The following is a 22,636-nucleotide window of genomic DNA, read 5'->3' on the forward strand; positions in this document are numbered from 1 at the left end:
AGCCGGCCCAGCCGGTGCGGGTGACATCTGGAGCAAGATCCATGACCGAGCGTGCCCCGAGACGCCTCCCCCTGACGGGAGCCCAGACGGGAGTCTGGTACGGCCAGCGGCTGGACCCCGACTCCCCGGTCTACAACGTCGGGCAGTACGTCGCCGTCCACGGCGCGCTCGATCCGGAACTCTTCGCGGCGGCGCTGCGTCAGGTCGTCGGCGAGTGCGAGGCCCTCACCGTCCGCTTCGAGGAGGACGAGACGGGCCGCCCCTGGCAGACGCCCGCCGCGGCACCCCACCCCGACCCGCTCACCGACGTGGTCGACCACCGCGGCCTCGCCGACCCCGAGGCCGCCGCGCTCGACGCGATGCGCGCCGACATGGCCACGCCCGCCGACCCGGCCGGCGCACCGCTCTTCGCCTTCGCCCTGCACCGGGTCGCCGACGACCGCACGCTCTGGTACCAGCGGGTCCACCACATCGCCCTCGACGCCTACGGCTTCTCGCTGCTCTCCCGCCGCACCGCCGAGGTCTACACGGCCCTGGCCGGCGGCGAGGAGCCCGCACCCGCACCGTTCGGCCCGCTCTCCGCGGTGCTCGACGAGGAAGCCGCGTACCGGGCCGGCGGAGGGTACGCCGAGGACCGCGCGTACTGGCGGAACCGGCTGGCCGACCGGAGCGACCACGAGCCGTTGTCCGGCGCCTCCTTCCCCGCCGCGCCCCACTTCCTGCGCGCCGAGGCCGCGCTCGGCCCCGAGTCCACGGCACGGGTGTTCGCCCTGGCCAGGACAGCCCGGGCGACCTGGGCGGATGCCGTGACGGCCGCCTTCGCCGCCTTCCTGCACCGGTCCACCGGCCGGCGCGACATCCTGCTGTCGCTGCCCGCGATGGCCCGCCTCGGCTCGGCCTCCCTCACCGTCCCCGCGATGGTCGTCAACGTGCTTCCGCTGCGCATCGCGGTCCGTCCCGACCAGCCCCTGGAGGAGCTGGTGCGCGAGGTCGCGGGCGCCGTCCGCGACCTGCGCCGCCACCAGCGCCACCGGGCCGAGGACATCCGCCGCGACCTGGGCCTCGTCGGACGCGACCGGGGCCCGCTGGGGCCGATGGTCAACGTCAAGGCCTTCGACAACGCCCTGGACTTCGCCGGCGCCGCCGGGACCGTGCACAACGTGGCCGCGGGACCCGTCGAGGACCTCACCCTCGCGGTCCGCCACGACCAGGCCGAGGGCCGCATACGCTTCGAGCTCGACGCGAACCCGCGCGCCTACGACCAGGACGCGCTCGACGCCCGCTGCGCCGAGTTCGCCCGCTTCCTCGACCGCGCGGCCACCGCTGCGCCCGGCACGCCCCTCGGCCGGCCGGACCTCGTCGACGACGCCACCCTGGGCACACTCGCCGAACAGGCCACCGCGACAGCGCGCGCCATCGCACCCGGTACCGTCGTCGACGCGTTCGCCGCACAGGTCCGGCAGCACCCCGACGCGGTCGCGCTCGTCGCGGGCGGCGAGGAGCTCACGTACGCGGAGCTCGACCGACGGGTCGAGCCGCTGGCCCGCCTCCTGACCGCCCACGGCGTCGGCCCGGAGAGCCTCGTCGGCATCGCCCTTCCCCGAAACGCGGACCTCGTCGTCGCCCTGCTCGCCGTCCTGAGGTCGGGCGGCGCCTACCTTCCGCTGGACCTCGAATACCCCGCCGAACGGCTGGAGTTCATGGTCCGCGACGCACGGCCCGTATGCGTCCTGACGACGCTGGCCGCCGCCCCCGGCGCTCCCGACGTGCCCGGCAGCGAGCTCCTCGTCCTGGACGCCCCCGACACCCTGGCCGCCCTCGCCGACCTCGCCGCCGCGCCCGCCCCGCCGCGCCCTGCCCCGGCCGGCGGCCACCCCGCGTACGTCATCCACACCTCCGGCTCGACCGGCCGTCCCAAGGGCGTCGTCATCCCGCACGCGGCGCTCGCGAACTTCCTGCGGATGCAGGCCCACGAACTCGCCATGGCCCCCGGCGACCGGCTCCTCGCCGTCACCACGGTCTCCTTCGACATCGCCGCCCTGGAGATCCACGTCCCCCTCGTCAGCGGTGCGACCATCGTGCTCGCCGACCGCGACACCGTGCGCGACCCGGCGGCGCTCGCCACCCTGGTGGACGCCCACCGTCCCGCGGTCATGCAGGCGACACCCTCGCTGTGGCACGCCCTCCTGGAGGACGGGGCACCACGGTCCCTCGCCGGAACCCAGGTCCTCGTCGGCGGCGAGGCCCTGCCCGCCGCCCTCGCCGAACGCCTCACCCGCACGGCCAAGTCGGTCACCAACGTGTACGGACCGACGGAGGTCACCGTCTGGGCCACCTCCGCCGCCCTGCCCAGGGACCACACCGGCATCCCCGACATCGGCCGCACCTTCTGGAACACCCGGGCCCATGTCCTCGACAGCGCCCTGCGCCCCGTCCCGCACGGCCGTCCCGGCGAGCTCTACCTGGCGGGTGACCAGCTCGCCCGCGGCTACCTCGGCAGACCGGCGCTCACCGCCGAACGGTTCGTCGCCGACCCCTACGGCCCGCCCGGCACCCGTATGTACCGCACCGGTGACCTCGTCCGCCGTCACGGCGACGGACGCGTCGACTTCCTGGGACGGGCCGACGACCAGGTGAAGGTCCGCGGCTTCCGCATCGAACTCGGCGAGATCGAGAGCGTTCTGACGGATCGTCCGGACGTCGACCGCGCGGTGGTCGTGGTCCGCGAGGAGATCCCCGGCTCGCCTCTGCTGATCGGCTACGTCACCGGCTCGGCCGGCACCTGCCCGGACGGTGCCGCGCTGCGTCGGGCGGCCGCCGACCGGCTGCCCGCCCACATGGTGCCGGCGGCCGTGGTCGTCCTCGACGCCCTCCCCCTCACCGCCAACGGCAAGGTGGACCGCCGGGCACTGCCCGCCCCCGACCTGGCCGGAATCGCCGCTCCCGGCGCGGGCCGCACCCCCCGGGGCGCCCGCGAGGAGATCGTCAGCGGCGTGTACGCCGACGTCCTCGACCTGGCGTCGGTCGGTCCCGGCGACGACTTCTTCGACCTCGGCGGGCACTCCCTGCTGGCCGCACGTGTCGCCGCGCGGCTGCGCGGCGCCCTCGCCACCGAGTGCGGCGTCCGGGACGTGTTCGAGGCGCGCACCCCGTCCGCGCTCGCCGAACGGCTCGGCGCCCGGGACGGGTCGGCCGACCGGCCGCCGCTCACCGCCGGACAGCGACCGGAGGTACTGCCGCTCTCGCACGCACAGCGGAGACTCTGGTTCCTGCACCAGCTGGAGGGCCCGAGCGCCACCTACAACATCCCGTTCGTGGCCCGCTTCGACGAGGCCCTGGACACCGATGCCCTGGACGCGGCGCTCGGCGACGTGGCGGCCCGGCACGAGACGCTGCGGACCGTCTTCCCCCTCGCCGACGGCGGGGGCGAACCCTGTCAGCGCGTCCTGGCGCCGGCCGAGGCCGGGGTGCGGCTGCGCCTGGAGCACGTCGCCGCGGAGCGGGTCGACGCCGTCGTGGAGGACGCCCTCGGGCATCTCTTCGACCTGGCGGCCGAGGCCCCGGTACGGGTCACCGTGGTCCGCGACCGGGAGCGTCGAGCCGACGTCCTCGTCGTCCTGCTGCACCACATCGCGAGCGACGAGTGGTCGATGGGCCCCTTCCTGGACGGCCTGCAGCAGGCGTACGCGGCCCGCCGCGAGGGCCGGGCCCCGGAGTTCGCACCGCTGCCGGTGCAGTACGCCGACTTCGCGCTGTGGCAGCGCGAGGCGCTGGGCGAGCCGTCGGACGCCGCGTCGCCGGCCGCCTCGCAGGCCGCGTACTGGCGCGCCGCGCTCGCCGGGCTGCCGGCCGAGACCCCCGTCCCCACCGACCGGCCCCGGCCCACGGAGCCGGACAGCGCGGGCGGGATGGTGCACCAGGAGGTGCCCGCCGCGCTGGCCTCGGGCATCCGCCGGCTGGCTCGGGAGTCCGGTACCAGCGTCTTCATGGTGGTGCACGCGGCCGTGGCCGCGCTCCTCCACCGGCTCGGCGCGGGCGACGACATCCCGCTCGGCAGCCCGGTCGCCGGGCGCTCCGACCAGGCCCTCGACGGGCTCGTCGGCTTCTTCGTCAACACGGTCGTGCTGCGGGCCGATCTGTCCGGCGACCCGTCGTTCACCACGTTGCTCGACCGGGTGCGCGGAGTCGACCTGGCCGCGCTCGACCACGCCGACCTGCCCTTCGAGGCGGTGGTCGAGGCGGTCAATCCGACCCGCTCGCTGACCCGTCACCCGCTGTTCCAGACCATGGTGTCGCACAGCACCGTCACCCAGGACGTACGGTCCCTGTTCGGTCTGGACGCCGCCGTGGACCGGACCGATCCCGGAGTCACCAAGTTCGACCTCGACATCACCTTCTCCGACACGGCCCACGGCGACGAACTCGACCTGGAGGTCTTCTACTCGGCCGCCCTCTTCGACCGTTCCTCCGTCGACGCGCTCGCCGGGCGGCTGGTGCGCCTCCTGGAGCAGGCCGTCGCCGCTCCGGACACCCCGGTGTCCACGTACGACCTTCGCTCCGAGGCCGAGCGGGAGCTGCTCGACCGGTGGAACGACACCGCCGTCGAGACCCCGCGGGCCACCGTCGTCGAGATCCTCGCCGAGCGGGTCGCCGCGACACCCGACGCGCTCGCGCTGGTCTGCGGCGAGGAGCGGCTGACCTTCGCCGAGCTCGACGACCGGGTGTCCCGGCTCGCGCTGCTGCTCGGCGAGGAGGGCGCGGGGCCCGACACCGTCGTGGCGCTCGCCGTGCCCCGCTCCGCGGACGCGGTCGTCGCCGCTTTCGCCGTGCTGAAGGCGGGCGGCGCCTATCTGCCGCTCGACCTGGACCACCCCGCCGACCGTCTCTCCCACATGCTGGGCGACGCGGCGCCCGTCTGCGTCGTGACCACCCGCGCCGTCGACGGCACCGTGCCCGCCCGGGCCGCAGCGGCCCGGCTCGTCCTCGACGACCCGGCCGTCCGGCAGCGGCTCGCCACCGCTTCGGGGCCCGCGCCGCGGGCACCCCACCCGGACGATCTCGCGTACGTCGTCTACACCTCGGGCTCCACCGGCCGCCCCAAGGGCGTGGGGCTGCACCACGCGGGCCTGACGAACCTCTACCGCGACCACGAGCGGGAGCTGTACCGCCCGGTGGCGCGGCGGCTCGGGCGGCGGGTACGGGCCCTGCACACCGCCTCGTTCTCCTTCGACTCCTCGTGGGAGCAGTTGCTGTGGCTGATCGCCGGCCATGAGCTGCACGTCCTGGACGAGTACGGGCGCAGGGACGCCGAGGCCGTCGTCGCGCACGTCCGGGAGCTGCGCGTCGACGCGCTCGACGTCACCCCTTCGTACGGCAGGCACCTGCTCGACGCCGGGCTCCTGGCCGGTGACGTGCGGCCCCCGCTGTTCCTGCTCGGCGGCGAGGCGGTACCGCCCGCCATGTGGGCCGAGCTGCGCGGGATCCCCGAGGTGGAGACCGTCAACTACTACGGCCCCACCGAGTTCACGGTGGACGCCCTGGTGGCCCGGGTCACCGACTGCGAGGCGCCCGTCGTGGGCCGTCCGCTCGCCAACACCCGGGCACACATCCTGGACTCCCGGCTCAGGCCGGTTCCTCCGGGTGTGCCGGGCGAGCTGTACCTCGCGGGCGTGCAGAACGCCCGCGGCTATCTGGGGCGGGCCGTCCTCACCTCCGAACGCTTCGTCGCCGACCCGTACGGTCCTCCCGGGACGCGTATGTACCGCACCGGAGACCTCGCCTCCCGCCGCGCCGACGGGCTGATCGAGTTCCTGGGCCGCGTCGACGACCAGGTGAAGATCCGCGGCTTCCGTGTCGAACTCGGCGAGATCGAGGACGCGTTGACCGGGTGCCCGGGCGTGGCCTCGGCCGCGGTGCTGGTCCGTGAGGACACCCCGGGCGTGCCGCGCCTGGTGGCGTACGTGACGGGCGGCGCCGAGCCCGGCGCGGTGCGCCGCGCCGTCGCCGAGCGACTGCCGGAGTACATGGTGCCCGCCGCGGTCGTCGCGCTGGACATCCTGCCGGTGAACGTGAACGGGAAGCTCGACCGTGCCGCCCTGCCGGCACCCGAGCCGGTGGCGTCCGCACCGAGCCGGGCGCCGCGCGGGGCGGCGGAGGAGCGGCTGGCGGACGACTTCGCCGAGGTCCTGGGGGTCGCGTCCGTCGGAGCCGAGGACGACTTCTTCGCGCTGGGCGGGCACTCCCTGCTGGCGACCAGGCTGGTGGCCCGGATTCGCGCCGCGGGCCGGGAATGCTCCGTACGGGACGTGTTCGAGGCCCGGTCGGTGGCCGCGCTCGCGGTCCGGCTGGAGCAGCGGGCCGTGTCCGAGCGCCCCCCGCTCGCGCGCACCGCCGAACGGCCCGGACGGCTTCCGCTCTCCGCCGCCCAGCGGCGGCTGTGGTTCCAGCACCGGCTGGAGGGGCCGAGCTCCACCTATACCGTCCCGCTGGCGCTGCTGCTGCGCGACCGGCCGGACCCCGAGGCGCTGCGGGCCGCGTTCGGTGATGTGGTGGCCCGGCACGAGGTCCTGCGCACCGTGTTCGCGGAGGCCGACGGCGCGCCGTACCAGCGGATCCTGGCGCCCGGCGAGATCCCGGTGCCCTTCGTGACGCGCCGGGTGGCCGCCGGCGAACTGCGGGAGGCGGTGGAGGCCGCGGCCGGAGGGACCTTCGACCTGGAGGCAGAACTTCCGCTGCGTGTGGAGCTGTTGGGCGCGGAGAGCGGTAAACACGTTCTGGTGGTGCTGCTGCACCACATCGCGACCGACGAGTGGTCCACCGGGCCGTTTCTCGCCGATCTCGACACCGCGTACGCGGCACGTGTCGTGGGGCGTCCGCCGGAGTTCGCCGAGCTGCCGGTCCAGTTCGCCGACTACACGCTCTGGCAGCGCGACCTTCTGGGCGCGGACGGCAGCCCGTCTGAACGGAGCAGGCGTCAGGCAGCCTTCTGGACAACGGCGTTGTCCGGGCTGCCGGACGAGCTGAGCCTGCCCACGGACCGGTCCCGGCCCGCCGCACCCTCCCATCGGGGCGACACGGTCGCGACCGACCTGCCGTCCGAGCTGGTCGCCCGCCTCGACGCGGTGGCGGCGCGGTCCGGTGCCACGATGTTCATGGTGGTCCAGGCGGCCGTCGTCGCCCTGCTGCACCGGCTCGGCGCGGGCGACGACATCCCGCTCGGCACGCCGGTCGCGGGCCGGGACGACAGCGCCCTGGACGGTCTCGTCGGCTTCTTCGTCAACACCGCAGTCCTGCGCACCGATGTGACCGGAGACCCCTCCTTCGAGGAGTTGCTGAGCCGGGTCCGGGACACCGGGCTCGCGGCGCTCGACCACGCGGACCTGCCCTTCGACGCCGTCGTCGAGGCGGTGGCCCCGGCCCGCTCGCTCGCCCGCCACCCGCTGTTCCAGACGATGGTGGCGTACGAGGGTGGCGGCCCCGACCTGTCCCGGCTGCTGGGCACGGTCGCCGAGGAGTACCCGGTGCGGGCGGGCGCGGCCAAGTTCGACCTGGAGATCCTCTTCCGGCGCGCGGACGGCACCGACGGGCCCGGCATGACCTGCGGCGTGCGCTATGCCACGGACCTGTTCGAGCGGTCGGGCGCCGAGCGGCTGGCGGCGCGGTTGCTGCGGCTCCTGGACGCGGTCACGGCACGCCCCGATCTTCCGCTGTCCGCCGTGGAGTTGACGGACGCGGACGAGCGGCGGCGGGTGCTGTACGAGTGGAACGACACCGTTCGCGCCGTGGACGGCCCGGGCACGCTCGCCGGACGTGTCGCGGCGAGCGCGGACCGGGCCCGGGGTCCCGCGCTCGTGTGCGAGGGGGCGGAGTTGTCCCGGCCCGCGTTCGAGGCCCGCGTCAACCGCCTCGCCCGGCTGCTCGTCGACCGCGGCGTCGGCCCCGAGTCCGTCGTGGGCGTGGCCCTTCCGCGCTCCTTCGACCTGCTGGTCGCGATCCACGCCGTGGTCCGCGCCGGCGGCGCCTACCTGCCCCTCGACCTCACGCTCCCCGCCGACCGCATCGCCCACATGACGGACACCGCCCGCCCGGTGTGCGTGCTGACCGATCTGGACGGGCTGGGCGCGCTGCCCCCGGGCGCGGAGGCGGAGCCGATCGTCCTGGACGCGCCCGAGGTACGGGCGGAGCTCGACGCCCTGTCGGACGCGGACGTGACGGACGCGGACCGGGTCGCACCGCTGCTGCCGCACCATCCCGCCTACGTCATCTTCACGTCAGGGTCCACGGGCCGCCCGAAGGGCGTCATGGTCGAGCACGAGGCCATCGTCAACCGCCTGGCCTGGATGCAGGACACCTACCGGCTCACGCCCGACGACCGGGTCCTCCAGAAGACACCCGTCACCTTCGACGTGTCCGTGTGGGAGCTGTTCTGGCCCCTCGCCCAGGGCGTCCCGCTCGTCCTCGCCCGACCCGACGGGCACAAGGACCCCGACCACCTCGCCGCTCTCATCGTCGAACAGCGCGTCACCGTGCTCCACTTCGTACCGTCGATGCTCCAGGCGTTCCTGGACGCCGTGGACGTGGCCGCGTGCCCGAGCCTGCGGCTCGTCGTGTGCAGCGGCGAAGCCCTGCCCACCGAGCTGGTGAACCGTTTCCACACCTCGGCCGGACACCGCGCGGTCGCGCTGGAGAACCTCTACGGACCCACCGAGGCAGCCGTCGACGTCACCGCCGCCTCGTGCCCGCCCACCGACGGGACCGCGGTCTCCGCCTCCCTCGGCACGCCCGTCTGGAACACCCGCGTCCACGTCCTCGACAACCGCCTCCGGCCCGCACCCGTCGGTGTCCCGGGCGAGCTCTACCTCGCCGGCGTCCAACTCGCCCGCGGCTACCTCGACCGCCCCGACCTCACCGCCGAACGTTTCACCGCCGACCCCTACGGACCGCCCGGCACCCGCATGTACCGCACCGGCGACCTCGTCGTGCGACGCCCCGACGGCCACCTCCACTACCTCGGCCGCACCGACGACCAGGTCAAACTCCGCGGACTGCGCGTCGAACTCGGTGAGATCGACGCGGTCGTCTCGTCCGCCGCCGGCGTCGCGCGCGCGGTGACGGTGGTCCGCGAGGACAGGCCCGGGGTCCAACGGCTGGTGACCTACGTCGTCGCCGCCCCCGGGGCGGATCGGGTCGACACGGAGACGGTGCGCGCGCACGCGGCCGGCCGTCTGCCCGAGTACATGGTCCCCGCCGTCGTCCTGCGCATACCGGCCGTCCCGCTCTCCCCCAACGGCAAACTCGACCGCCGCGCGCTCCCCGCGCCCCCGGACCTCGTCCAGGTGCCGTCGCGGGCGCCGCGGGACGCGCGTGAGGAGCTGATCGCCGGGATCTTCGCCACCCTCCTCGGCCTGGACGCGGCCGGCGTCGAGGACGACTTCTTCGGCCTCGGCGGACACTCGCTGCTGGCCGCCCGCGCGGCGGCCCGCGTGCGGACCGCGCTCGGCGTGGAGTGCTCCGTACGGGACGTCTTCGAGTCACGCACGGTCGCGGCGCTCGCCGCCCGACTGGCGGAGCGGGCCGCCTCCGGTCGGCCCGTGCTCGTACCCGCCGCCGAGCGTCCGGAGCGACTGCCGCTCTCGTACGCGCAGCGCCGCCTGTGGCTGTTCGACAGCGTGCGGGGGCCCGGGACGGCGTACAACGTTCCGTTCGCCGTGGCTCTCGACGGCGCCGTCCACCCGCTCGCCGTACGGGCCGCGGTGGAGGACGTGGTGGCCCGGCACGAGGTGCTCAGGACCGTGTTCGCGGAGGCCGACGGCGAGCCGTACCAGCGGATCCTGCCGCCCGGCGAGGTCCCGGTGCCCTTCGTGACGCGCCGGGTGGCCGCCGACGCTCTCGCGGGCGAGGCGCTCGCCGCCTCCCGTCACGTCTTCGACCTGGCGCGGGAGCTCCCGATCCGGGTGACGCTGCTGAGCGCGTCCGAGGAGCGGCACGTGCTGGTGGTGCTGCTGCACCACATCGCGACCGACGAGTGGTCGACCGGTCCGCTCCTCGCCGACCTCGACACCGCCTACGCGGCACGCGCCGCGGGGCGTGCGCCGGAGTTCCCCGAACTCCCCGTCCAGTACGCCGACTACGCCCTGTGGCAGCGTGAACTCCTCGGGGACGCGCAGGACACGGAGTCGGCGGCGGCCCGGCAGGCGGGCTACTGGCGGGAGGCCCTGGCCGGGCTTCCCGAGGAGCTGGGCCTGATCACCGACCGGACCCGGCCGGCCACGCCCACGCACGGCGGCGACGTCGTGCCGTTCGCGGTCCCGGCCGCCACGGGCGCCGCTCTGGCGCGCCTCGCCGGAGCGTCCGGGGCGACGATGTTCATGGTCGCGCACGCGGCCGTCGCCGCGCTGCTGCACCGGCTCGGCGCGGGCGACGACATCCCGTTGGGCGCCCCGGTGTCCGGGCGGGGCGACGAACAGTTGGACCCGCTCGTCGGATTCTTCCTCAACACGCTCGTCGTACGGGCCGATCTGTCGGGCGATCCGACGTTCGCCGAGCTCGTGGGGCGGGTGCGCGACACCGGGCTCGCGGCCTTCGCGCACGCCGATCTGCCGCTGGAGGGGGTGGCGGAGGCCCTGGGAGCCCCCCGCTCGCAGGCCCGCAACGCCCTCTTCCAGGCGATGGTCACCCACCACTCGGTGTCGACGGAGCTGTCCGCCCTCTTCGGAGTGGCGGCCCGTGAGGTGCCGGTGGAGATCGGCGGCTCCAAGGTCGACCTGGAGTTCGCGTTCGGCGGTACGGAGAGCGACGGGGGGATCAGCGGCGGACTCCGGTACGCGACCGACCTCTTCGACCGCTCGGGCGCCGAGCGGATCGTGGAGCGGCTCGTCCGCCTCCTGGACTCCGTGGCGGCCGACCCGGGCGCGCCGGTCTCCTCCTGCGACCTGATGGACGAGGAGGAGCGGCAGGCCCTGGAACGGTGGAACGCGACCGGGCGGGTCGTGGACGGTCCGCGCACCCTCGCGGACCTCGTGGCGGCGGGCGCGGCCCGCGCCGAGGGTCCGGCGGTGGTCTTCGAGGACGAGGAGCTGTCCCGTGCGGAGTTCGACGCACGCGTCAACCGCCTCGCCCGGCTCCTCATCGGGCGGGGCGTGGGCCCCGAGTCGGTCGTCGCCGTGGCCCTGCCGCGCTCGCTCGACCTTCTCGTCGCCCTCCACGCCGTCGTACGGGCCGGTGGCGCCTATCTTCCGCTCGACCTCACCCTGCCCGGCGACCGTCTCACCCACATGTGCGAGACGGCCCGGCCGGTCGCCGTCCTCACCGACACCGCCTCGGCGCCGGACCTTCCCGCAGCGCTCACGGCGGAGCGGATCGTGCTCGGCTCGGCCGCCGTGGCGGCGGAGTGGGCGGGCGCGGAGGCGCACGCGGTGACGGACGCGGACCGGGCGGCTCCGCTCCTTCCGCGCCACCCGGCGTACGTCATCTTCACCTCCGGCTCCACCGGACGCCCCAAGGGCGTCGTGGTCGAGCACGAGGCCGTCGTCAACCGCCTGCAGTGGATGCGGGGCGCGTACCGGCTCACATCCGCCGACCGGGTCCTGCAGAAGACGCCGACGACGTTCGACGTGTCCGTCTGGGAGCTGTTCTGGCCGCTCGCGCAGGGCGTGCCGCTCGTCGTCGCCCGGCCCGAGGGTCACAAGGACCCGGAGTACCTGGCCGAGGTGATCCGTGCGCGGCGGGTCAGCGTCCTGCACTTCGTGCCGTCGATGCTGGCCGCGTTCCTCGCCGAGGTCGAGCTCGCGGACTGCCCGGGCCTGCGGCTCGTCGTGTGCAGCGGGGAGGCGCTTCCGACGGATCTCGTGGACCGCTTCCACGCCTCCACCGGGGGCCGTACGGTCGCCCTGGAGAACCTGTACGGGCCCACCGAGGCCGCCGTCGACGTCACCGCCGCCACGGCGCTCCCGGGCGCGACGACGGCCTCGGCCTCCATCGGCTCCCCCGTCTGGAACACCCGCGTCCACGTCCTCGACGGGCGCCTGCGGCCCGTCCCGGTCGGCGTGCCCGGGGAGCTCCACCTCGCCGGCGTCCAGCTCGCCCGCGGCTACCTCGGCCGCCCCGACCTGACGGCGGAACGATTCGTCGCGGACCCGTACGGGCCCGCCGGGACCCGCATGTACCGCACGGGCGACCTCGTCGTCCGTCACGACGACGGCCGGATCCAGTACCTGGGCCGCACCGACGACCAGGTCAAGCTGCGCGGCCTGCGCATCGAACTGGGCGAGATCGACGCGGTGCTCTCCGCGGCGCCCGGGGTGGCCCGTGCCGTCTCGGTCGTCCGCGAGGACCGGCCGGGCGCGCGCAGGCTCGTCGCCTACGCCGTCCCGGTGGGCGAAGGGCCGCTCGATCCGGACGCGCTGCGGGCGCATGCCGCGACGCGCCTCCCGGAGTACATGGTCCCTGCCGTGATCACGGAGATCCCGTCCGTGCCGCTCTCCCCGAACGGCAAGCTCGACCGTCGCGCCCTGCCCGAACCCCCCGAGGTCCGGCCGTCGGTGGCACCCGACGCCCCGGTCGCGAGCGGCCCGCAGGAGACGCCGACGGCTCTTCTCGCCCGGCTGATGGCCGAGGTGCTCGGGCTGCCGGCGGTGGGCCCCGACGACAACTTCTTCGAGCTGGGCGGCGACAGCATCGTCTCCATCCGCTACGTCAGCCGGGCCCGCAGGGCCGGACTGACGGTGACGGCCCGCCAGGTGTTCCAGCACCCGACGCCGGCGGCGCTCGCGGCCGTGGCCGCGCCCGCCGCACGGGCCACCGCTCCGGAGCGCCCGGCCGAGCGGCCGACCGGCCCGCTGGTGCTGCCGCCGGTGGCGCACTGGTTCGCCTCGCGGGGCGGCCCGTACCGCAGGTTCTGTCAGGCCCGGCTGATCATGCTGCCGGGCGGAGTGCGGCGCGGGGGCCTCGTGACCGCGCTCCAGGCGGTGCTGGACCGGCACGACGGGCTGCGGCAGGTGCTGACCGTCGCACGGCCCGGCGTGTGGAGCGCCGAGGTGCGCCCGGCGGAGACCGTGACGGCCGCCTCGCTGCTGCGTTCCGTGGACGTCGCCGGGCTCGGCCCGGACGCCTTGCGGGAGGTGGTCGCCCGGGAGTCCGACCGGGCGGCCGGTGAGCTGGACCCGGAGGCCGGCGCGACGGTGCGTGCGGTGTGGTGCGACGCCGGTCCCGACGCACCGGGCAGGCTGCTGCTGGTCGCCCACCACCTGGTGGTCGACGAGGTGTCGTGGCAGATCCTGCTGCCGGACCTGCGGGCCGCGTGGGAGGCGGCGGCCGCCGGGCGGGCGCCCGCCCTGGAGCCGGTGCCGACCTCGCTGCGCACCTGGACGGCGGGGCTGCTCGCCGAGGCGCAGAGCGCGCGCCGGACGGCCGAACTCGACCGGTGGCTCGCGGAGTCGGAGCCGGGAGCCCGGCTGCTGTCCGACCGGCCGCTGGATCCTGCCCGGGACACGGCGGCGACGGCGCGACGGCTCACCGTGCGGGTCTCCGCCGAGCGGACCGAGCCGCTCCTGACGGCGGTGCCGCAGGCTTTCCACGGCTCGGTCAACGACACGCTCCTGACGGCGCTGGCACTCGCCGTCGGCGACTGGGCGGCCCGCGAGGGGCGTCCGTCGAACGGACTGACGGTGGAACTGGAGGGCCACGGACGGGAGCAGGACCTCGTTCCCGGCGCGGATCTGACCCGTACGGTCGGCTGGCTGACCAGCGTGTATCCGCTGCGGCTCACTGCCGACGGCTACGACGCCCGTGCGGTCGTGGCCGGTTCGCAGGACGCCGGTGCCGCGCTGAAGGAGATCAAGGAACGGGTCAGGGGCGTGCCGGACGGCGGGATCGGCGCCGGGCTGCTGCGGTACGCGAACGCGGCCGCGGCGGGCCTGTTCGCCTCCGGCGACCGCCCGGAGATCCTCTGGAACTACCTCGGCCGGCAGACCGTCGCCGTGCGGTCGGACTGGGGCCCGGCGGAGGAGTCCGACGCGCTGGCCGTCGGTCCCGAGCCGGACGCGCCGCTCGCCCATCCGCTCCAGATCGACGCGGAGGTGGAGCACGGCCCGGACGGGCCGGAGCTGGTCGCCTCCTTCGTGTGGGCGGGCGAGGCCCTGCCCGAGGGCACGGCCCGGGCGCTGGCGGACGGCTGGCAGGCCGCGCTGGAGGTGCTGGCCGCGTGGGCGGCCGGCGGCACCACGGCCGGCCACACCCCGTCCGACCTCGACCTGCTCGACCTCGACCAGCACCAGATCACCATGCTCGAAGAAATGTGGAGGGCCCAGCAGTGACGCAGGCTCGTATCGAGGACATGCTGCCGCTGTCCCCCCTGCAGCAGGGCATGCTGTTCCACTCCGTCTACGACGACGGGGCGGCCGACGTGTACACCGTGCAGGTGTCGGTGGGACTCACGGGCCCGGTCGACGCCGACCGGATGGAGCGGGCGGCCGTGGCGCTGCTGCACCGGCACCCGAACCTGCGGGCCGGGTTCTGGCACGAGGGTGTGCCGCAGCCGGTGCAGTTCGTACCGGCCGAGATCGCCTTCCGGGTGGAGCGGGCCGATCTGCGCGAAGGCGCCGGCGCGGCCTCGCCGGCGGACCGGCTGGCCGGGCTGCGGCGGGCGGAGCTGGCCCGCCGGTTCGAGCTGCACCGGCCGCCGCTGCTGCGGATGGTGCTGGCGCGGCTGGCCGAGGACGACGTCCGGCTGGTGATCACGGTCCATCACATCCTGGTGGACGGCTGGTCGATGCCGCTGCTCGTGGGTGATCTGCTGGCGCTGTACGCGGCGGACGGGGACGCGTCCGGGCTGCCGCCGGTGCGGCCGTACCGCGCGTATCTGAAGTGGCTGAAGGAGCAGGACGGGCCGGCGGCGGAAGCTGCCTGGCGGGACGCGCTCGCCGGGGTGGCGGAGCCGACGCTGGTCGCGGAGCCGGATCCGGCGCGGGCCCCGGTGCGGCCCGGTGTGCGGGCGCTGGAACTCTCGGAGGAGGCGACGGGGCGGCTGACGGCCGCGGCGCGGCGTCTCGGCACGACGCCGAGCACGCTCGTGCAGGCTGCCTGGGGACTGCTCGTCGGCGGTCTGACCGGCCGCCAGGACGTGCTGTTCGGGCTCACGGTGTCCGGTCGCCCGGACGAGATACCGGGCGTCGAGTCGATGCTCGGCCTGTTCATCACGACGGTGCCGGTGCGGCTGACGGTCCGCCCCGACGAGACGGTCGAGGAGCTGCTGCGCCGCTTCCGCGACGAGCAGAACGGGCTGCTCGCCCACCACCACCTCGGGCTGCGGCTGATCCGCCGGCAGGGCGACGCCGGGGAACTGTTCGACACCCTCGTGGTCATCGAGAACTACCCGGTGGACCCGGCCGCGCGGGAGACCGTCGCCGCCGGGGTGCGGGTGACCGGCGTGGAGGCGGAGGACGCCACCCACTACCCGCTGACGCTCGCGGTGTCCCTGGACGAGCGGGCGACGCTGCGTCTGGAGTACCGCCCGGACGTGTTCGACGACCGGCGGGCGGGCCTGATCGCCGACCGTCTGGCCCATGTCCTCGAACGGATCGCGGCCGAGCCGGGTACGACGGTCGGGGCACTGGGTCTGCTGCCGGAGGCGGAGCTCGCGCGGGTCCGGCGGAGCTGGCGGGGAACGGTGCGGGACGTGCCGGCGGGCACCGTGGCCGATGTGTTCGCGGCTCGCGCGGCCCGTACTCCGGACGCGGTCGCGGTCGTGTGCGGGGGTGTGTCGCTCACGTTCGCGGAGGTGGACGAGCGGTCGGCGCGGCTCGCGGGCCTGTTGGCGGCGCGGGGCGTGGGGCCGGAGTCGGTGGTGGCGCTGGCGGTGCCGCGTTCTGCGGAGACGGTGGTGGCGATCCTCGCCGTCCTGCGGGCCGGCGGCGCCTATCTGCCGCTGGACCTGGACTATCCGGCCGACCGGCTCGGTCTGATGATCGAGGACGCGCGACCGGTGTGCGTGGTGACCACGGCGCGGGGCGCCGCGCTGCTGCCGCCGGCCGGTGACGGCGCGGAGCGGCTGGTGCTCGACGCCCCGGGGACGGCCGCCGCACTCGCGGCGGAGCCGGCCCGGTTCGTGTCCCCCGAGGTCGCGGACGGACACCCGGCGTACGTCATCTACACCTCCGGTTCGACCGGCCGGCCCAAGGGCGTCGTGCTGACTCACGGCGGTCTGTCCAACCTGTACGCGAACCACGTCGCCGATGTGTTCGGCCCCGTGGTGGAGGCGACCGGGGGCCGCGGTCTGCGGGCGCTGCACTCGGCGTCGTTCAGCTTCGACACGTCCTGGGAGCAGCTGTTCTGGCTGATCGCCGGGCACGAGCTGCACGTCCTGGACGAGACGGAGCGGCGGGACGCCGAATTCGTGGTCCGCTATGTCCGCGAACACCGGGTGGACACAATGGACGTGACGCCGACGTACGCCCTCGGGCTGCTCGACCAGGGGTTGCTCGACCCGGCCCTCCACCGGCCGGCGCTGCTGCTGCTCGGCGGCGAGGCCGTGCCCGAGGCGCTGTGGTCGGCGGTGCGGGCGGCGACCGGTGTCATGTCGGTGAACCTGTACGGGCCGACCGAGTACACGGTGGACGCGCTGGCGGCCGATCTGGCGTCCTGCGCCACCCCGGTGGTGGGCCGGCCGATCGGGAACACCCGCGCCTATCTGCTCGACGCGGCGCTGCGGCCGGTGCCGGCCGGGGCGACCGGTGAGCTGTATCTGGCCGGACACGGCACCGCGCGCGGATACCTGGGCCGGTTCGCGCTGACCGCCGAGCGGTTCGTCGCCGACCCGTACGGCCCGCCGGGGACCCGGATGTACCGCACCGGCGACCTGGCGCGGCTGCGGTCGGACGGGGAGATCGAGTACCTCGGCCGGGCCGACGACCAGGTGAAGATCCGGGGCTTCCGGATCGAGCCGGGCGAGGTGGAGTCGGCGCTCGCGGCGGTCGACGGGGTCGGCGCCGCCGCGGTGGTGGTGCGCGAGGACACGCCGGGGGTGAAGCGGCTCGTCGGCTATGTCACGGGTTCCGTCGAACCGGCGGCGGTCCGTGCGGAGTTGGCCCGGCTGCTGCCGGACCACTTGGTGCCCGCGGCGGTGGTGGTCCTGGACGCGCTGCCGTTCACGGTCAACGGCAAGCTGGACCGCGCCGCCCTTCCCGCGCCCGTCTTCGGCGGCTCGGCGGGATCACGGGAGCCGCACGGGGAGCGGGAGGAGGCCCTGTGCCGGGTCTTCACCGACGTCCTCGGGCTGGCCTCGGTGGAAGTGGACGACGACTTCTTCGAGCTGGGCGGCGACAGCATCGTCTCGATCCAGCTGGTGACCCGGGCCCGCAAGGAGGGCCTGGTGCTGACCCCGCGCGACGTGTTCGAGCGACGGACGGTGGCGGCTCTCGCGGCAGCGGCCCGCACGCCGGAGGAGAGCGCGGCATCCGTGTCGACGGTCGGCGCGGACGCCCCGCTGCCGGAGCTCGACGAGGCCGGCCGGACGGTCCTGGCGCGGGTGTTCCCGGACGCCGAGGAGGTGCTGCCGCTGGCTCCGCTGCAGGAGGGGCTGTACTTCCACGCGCAGTACGACGACCGCGCGCTCGACGTCTACCTGATGCAGAACTTCGTCGAGCTGCGGCATGTCGTGGACACGGCCGCCCTGCGCTCCGCCTTCGACGCCATGCTGCGACGGCATCCGAACCTGAGGGCGGGGTTCTGGCACGAGGGCCTGCCGGAGCCGGTGCAGGTGGTCCCGGCGGCGTGGGAGCTGCCGTGGGAGGTGCGTGATCTGACCGGCCTGGACCGCGCTGCCCAGGACGAGGCTCAGCGGGAGTTCTCGCTGGCGGACGCGGCGACCCGGTTCGACCTGGCGGCGCCGCCGCTGATGCGGGTGACGCTGCTGAAGTTCGCCGAGGACCGTTGGATGCTGTGTGTGACGCAGCATCACATCCTCACGGACGGCTGGTCGGAGTCGCTGTTCTTCGAGGAGCTGTTCACGCTGTACGGGGCCGGTGGCCGCGAGGAGGTGCTGCCACCCGTCACCCCGTACCGGGACTACCTGCGCCGGCTCGCCGCCACCGACAGGGACGCGTCCCGGGAAGCCTGGCGCGCGCATCTGTCGGGGCTCGACCAGGGGACCCTGGTCGCCCCTGCGGATCCGGCGCGGCGTCCGGTGACCGCCGAGGTGGTCGACATCGCGCTCGGGGAGGAGACCAGCGACCGGCTGCGGTCGTTCGCCCGGGGCTGCGGCGTCACCCTGAACACGGTGCTTTCGGCGGCATGGGCGCTGTCGCTGTCCGGGACGACCGGCCGGGACGACGTGGTGTTCGGCGCGACGGTCTCGGGCCGGCCGGCGGACGTGCCGGGCGTGGACCGGATGATCGGCATGTTCATGAACACGCTGCCGTTCCGGGTGAGCGTGCGTCCCGGGGAGCCGCTGCGAGATCTCCTCGTCCGCATGCAGGGCGAGCACGCGGAGCTGCTGCCGCACCACTACCTGGGGCTCGGTCCGATCCAGCAGGGCACCGGCATCGGGCAGCTCTTCGACACGCTGTACGTCTTCCGGAACACCCCGCTGGACGACGCGGCGCGCGAGGAGGCCGTGGAGCGGCACCAGATCGGCTGGACGCACAGCGTCGACGGCACCCACTACCCGCTGACGCTCGCCGTCACCCCGGAGCGTTCGCTCGCACTGAGCCTGGCGTACCGGCCCGATCTCTACGACCGGGCGACCGCGGAGCGGCTCGCGGGCCGGCTGCGGCTGCTCGTGGAGCAGTTCGCCGCGGGCGGGGCGGTTCCGGTGGGCCGGCTGCGGACGCTGGAGCCCGCGGAGCGGGCCGAACTGCTCTCCCTGGGCGACGACATGGGGCACGAGGTCCCGGACGTGCCGCTGGTGGAGCTGTTCGCCCGGCAGGTCGTACGGACTCCGGAGGCCACCGCGCTGGTCTTCGAGGACGAGCGGCTGACCTACGCGCAGCTGGACGAGCGGGCCAACCGGCTGGCACGGGCGCTGATCGCGCGCGGCGCCGGTCCCGAGCGGTTCGTGGCGCTCGGGCTGCCGCGTTCGGCGGACTTCGTGGTGGCGCTGTTCGCCGTGCTCAAGGCGGGGGCCGCGTATCTGCCGCTGGACCTGGACCACCCGGTGGACCGGCTCGCCGCGATGGTCGAGGACGCGCGCCCGCTGTGTCTGCTGACGGTGGACGCGGTACGCGGCGCGGTCCCGGTCGTGGACGGCGTGCCGACCCTGGTCCTGGACGAGCCGGCGACCGTCGCCGCACTGGCCGGGCTGTCCGGTGCGCCCGTCGCGGAGGAGGAGCTGGCCGAGCCGCGCGACGGCGGGCACCCGGCGTACCTGATCTACACCTCCGGTTCCACGGGCCGGCCCAAGGGCGTCGTTGTGCCGGGCTCCGGCCTGGTCAACATGCTGCTGAACCACCGGGAGCGGATCTTCGACCCCGCGGTGAAGACGGCGGGCGGCCGCCGGATGCGCGTCGCCCACACGGTGTCGTTCGCGTTCGACATGTCGTGGGAGGAGTTCTTCTGGCTGGTCGACGGGCACGAGGTGCACGTCATCGGCGAGGAGCTGCGTCTCGACCCGGCGGCGCTCACGGCGCACTACGACCGCGTCGGCATCGACGTCGTCAACGTGACTCCCTCGTACGGGCAGCAGCTCGTCGACGCGGGTCTCCTCGACGAGGGACGGCACCGTCCGGCGCTCGTGCTGCTCGGCGGCGAGGCGGTACCGGACTCCCTCTGGTCGCTCCTGGAGGAGACGGAGGGCACGATGGGCTACAACCTGTACGGCCCCACCGAGTACACGATCAACGCCCTCGGTGCCTACGTCGACGACAGCGTCTCCTCGTGTGTGGGGCGGCCGATCCTCAACACCCGTGCCTATGTGCTCGACAGCGCGCTGCGGCCGGTGCCGCGCGGGGTGCCGGGCGAGCTGTACCTGGCGGGGGCCGGCCTCGCCCGCGGGTACTTCGCCCGCCCGGCGGCGACCGCGGAGCGGTTCGTGGCGGACCCCTTCGGCGAGCCCCGCACCCTCATGTACCGCACCGGCGACCTCGTGCGGTGGCGGGAGGACGGGCAGATCGACTATCTGGGCCGGGCCGACCACCAGGTGAAGATCCGCGGATTCCGCATCGAGCTGGGCGAGATCGAGTCGGCGCTCGCCTCCGCGCCGGAGGTGGCGGCCGCCGCGGTGGTCGTGCACACGGGCGCGAACGGGGTGAGGCGGCTCGTCGCCTACACCGTGCCCGCCTCGGGCACGGTCCGCACCGGCGCGGAGGCGGACACGGCGGCGCTGCGCGCCCGGCTGTCGGCGACGCTTCCCGAGTTCATGGTGCCCTCGGCGTTCGTCGAGCTGCCGGCGCTGCCGCTGACCGTGAACGGCAAGGTGGACCGGGTCGCGCTGCCCGCGCCGGAGTTCGCGGACGCGGGCGGCGGCCGTCCGCCGAAGGACGCCCGGGAGGAGCTGCTCTGCGGCGTCTTCGCCGAGGTGCTGGGTCTGGAGCGGGTCGGTGTGGAGGACAACTTCTTCGAACTGGGCGGGCATTCGCTGCTCGCGATGCGGCTCGTCGGCCGCGTCCGCGAGGAGCTGGGCGTGCCCGTCCAGGTCGGTACGGTGATGTCGGCGCCGACGGTCGCGGACCTGGCCGCCCGGATCGGCTCGGACGCCCGGAGCGACGCGCTGCGGGTGCTGCTGCCCCTGCGCGAACGCGGCACGAGGGAACCGCTGTTCTGCTTCCACCCCGCGTCGGGCTTCAGCTGGCAGTACACGGGCCTGCTGCGTCACCTCGACGCGGACCGGCCGCTGTACGGGGTGCAGTCGCCGGGCCTGTCGGGCGTGCTGCCCGACGTGTCCGACGCGGCGGAGCTGGCCGAGGTGTACCTCGCGGCGATCCGGGAGGTGCAGCCGGAGGGTCCGTACCACTTCGCCGGCTACTCCTTCGGCGGGACGGTGGCCCACACGCTCGCGTCGATGCTCCAGGAGCGGGGTGAGGAGGTCGCCTTCCTCGCCCTGCTCGACGCCTCTCCGCCGGAGCGGGACGACTGGTCCTACCTCGACGCGCCGGACTGGCGCGAGAGGCTGGAACGGGAGGAGAGCGGCTTCCTGCTCTCCATAGCCGGACCGGGCGAGTTCCGGGACACGGAGAGCGGGACGCTCGACCGTGCGGAGGCGGTCGCGGCGATCCGGGACAGCCGGGGTCTGCTGGCCGGGTTCGACGAGTCGCTGCTGCGGGCGATCGTCGACACCAACGTGCACTGCGTGCGGCTGCTGTCCCGCAGCACGACCCGTCGTTTCCGCGGCGACGTGCTGTTCTTCACCGCCGCTCGTACGACCCCCGCGACGGAGCTGCCGGCGCTGGTGTGGCCGGAGTTCGTCTCCGGGACGCTCACCGAGCACGTTCTGGACCGTGGTCACGACGAGCTGATGGCGCCCGAGGCGCTGGCGGAGATCGGTCCGCTGCTCGACGCGGCGCTGCGGGCGGCGAGCCGGCCGCTGGGCGCCGCCACGCACACGCGGAAGGAGGAGGCGTGAGAGACGCCGACGCGTCCCGCGGGGAGTTCGCGGGCCACACGGCCCTGGTCACCGGCGCCGCGCAGGGCATCGGGGAGGCGGTGGTGCGCGCGCTCGCCGAGCGCGGGGCCACCGTCGCCGCGACCGACCGCTCGGCGGACGAGCTGGTGCGGACGGTCGCACGGCTGACCGACCGCACGGCCGGGGACCGGACGGCCGGACGGGTCGTGCCGTACCGGCTCGACGTCACCGACCCCGACGGCGTGGCATGTGCGGTGGAGCGCGTCACGCGCGAACTCGGCCCCGTCGACACCCTGGTGAACGTCGCCGGGGTGCTGCGGACCGGCTCCGCGCTGGAGACCACCGACCGTGAGTGGGCGGACGTCTTCGCCGTCAACACCACCGGCGTGTTCCACCTGTCGCGGGCCGTCGTCGCCGGCATGGCGGCGCGCGGCTCGGGTTCCGTGGTGACCGTCGCCTCCAACGCCGCCGGCATCCCCCGCGCGGGGATGAGCGTGTACGCCGCCTCCAAGGCGGCCGCCGTCGCCTTCACCAAGTGTCTGGGCCTGGAGGTCGCCGCCCGAGGCGTGCGCTGCAACGTCGTCTGTCCCGGCTCCACCGACACGCCCATGCAGCGTTCGCTCTGGGACGGGACCGAGGTCCCGCGCAGCGTCATCGACGGGGACCTCGCGGCCCACCGCACCGGCATCCCGCTGGGCCGCGTCGCCCGACCGGAGGACATCGCGGAGGCCGTCGTCTTCCTCGCGTCCGACCGGGCCCGTCACATCACCATGCAGGACCTGTACGTCGACGGCGGGGCCACCCTCCGCTGACGGCCCGCCTGCCGCACACCCCGGCGCCGAAGCCCCGCGCACCGTCCCGGTCGCGCCGCCCCTCGCGCGCCCCACCCCCACTTCTCACCAAGGAGTTCACCCGTGTCGACGGTCCCTCAGGTCGCCGCGCTCCCGTCCGCGCCCGGCGTTCCGCTCCCGACCCAGTCCACCGCCCCGCCCGTCGGCCCCGCCACCACGCGGGCCACCGTACCGGGCCGTGCCGCCGCGCCGAGCGCCGCCGCCGGGCCGACGCCGCGCCCGCCCGCCGGGCCGC

3 protein-coding genes are annotated in these 22,636 nt (G+C 74.8%); all 3 read left to right on the forward strand.

The window, feature by feature from the left end:
• Window positions 1-41 precede the first annotated feature (41 nt).
• The 3 genes from AB0D99_RS16765 to AB0D99_RS16775 are packed head-to-tail and all read left to right on the forward strand — an operon-like array spanning window position 42 to window position 22,362.
• Complete coding sequence (locus AB0D99_RS16765) at window positions 42-14,312, forward strand: amino acid adenylation domain-containing protein (RefSeq protein ID WP_362361701.1); 14,271 nt, start codon at window positions 42-44, stop codon at window positions 14,310-14,312.
• Window positions 14,309-21,550: an amino acid adenylation domain-containing protein gene (locus tag AB0D99_RS16770; RefSeq protein WP_362361704.1), complete on the forward strand. Its 7,242-nt coding sequence runs from the start codon at window positions 14,309-14,311 to the stop codon at window positions 21,548-21,550. Before AB0D99_RS16765 ends, AB0D99_RS16770 begins: the two co-directional genes overlap by 4 nt.
• The gene (locus AB0D99_RS16775; protein ID WP_362361707.1) at window positions 21,547-22,362 is read left to right on the forward strand and encodes a 2,3-dihydro-2,3-dihydroxybenzoate dehydrogenase; all 816 of its coding nucleotides are present in this window, start codon (window positions 21,547-21,549) and stop codon (window positions 22,360-22,362) included. The genes AB0D99_RS16770 and AB0D99_RS16775 overlap by 4 nt, the downstream gene beginning before the upstream one ends.
• The last annotated feature ends 274 nt before the right edge of the window (window positions 22,363-22,636 follow it).

Origin of the sequence: Streptomyces sp. NPDC047971 (assembly GCF_040653355.1) — a bacterium.
Lineage (GTDB): Bacteria > Actinomycetota > Actinomycetes > Streptomycetales > Streptomycetaceae > Streptomyces.

Bases quoted from the DNA above. Each gene is read 5' to 3' on its own strand.
- AB0D99_RS16765 (WP_362361701.1), top strand. From the start codon at position 42: ATGACCGAGCGTGCCCCGAGACGCCTCCCCCTGACGGGAGCCCAGACG.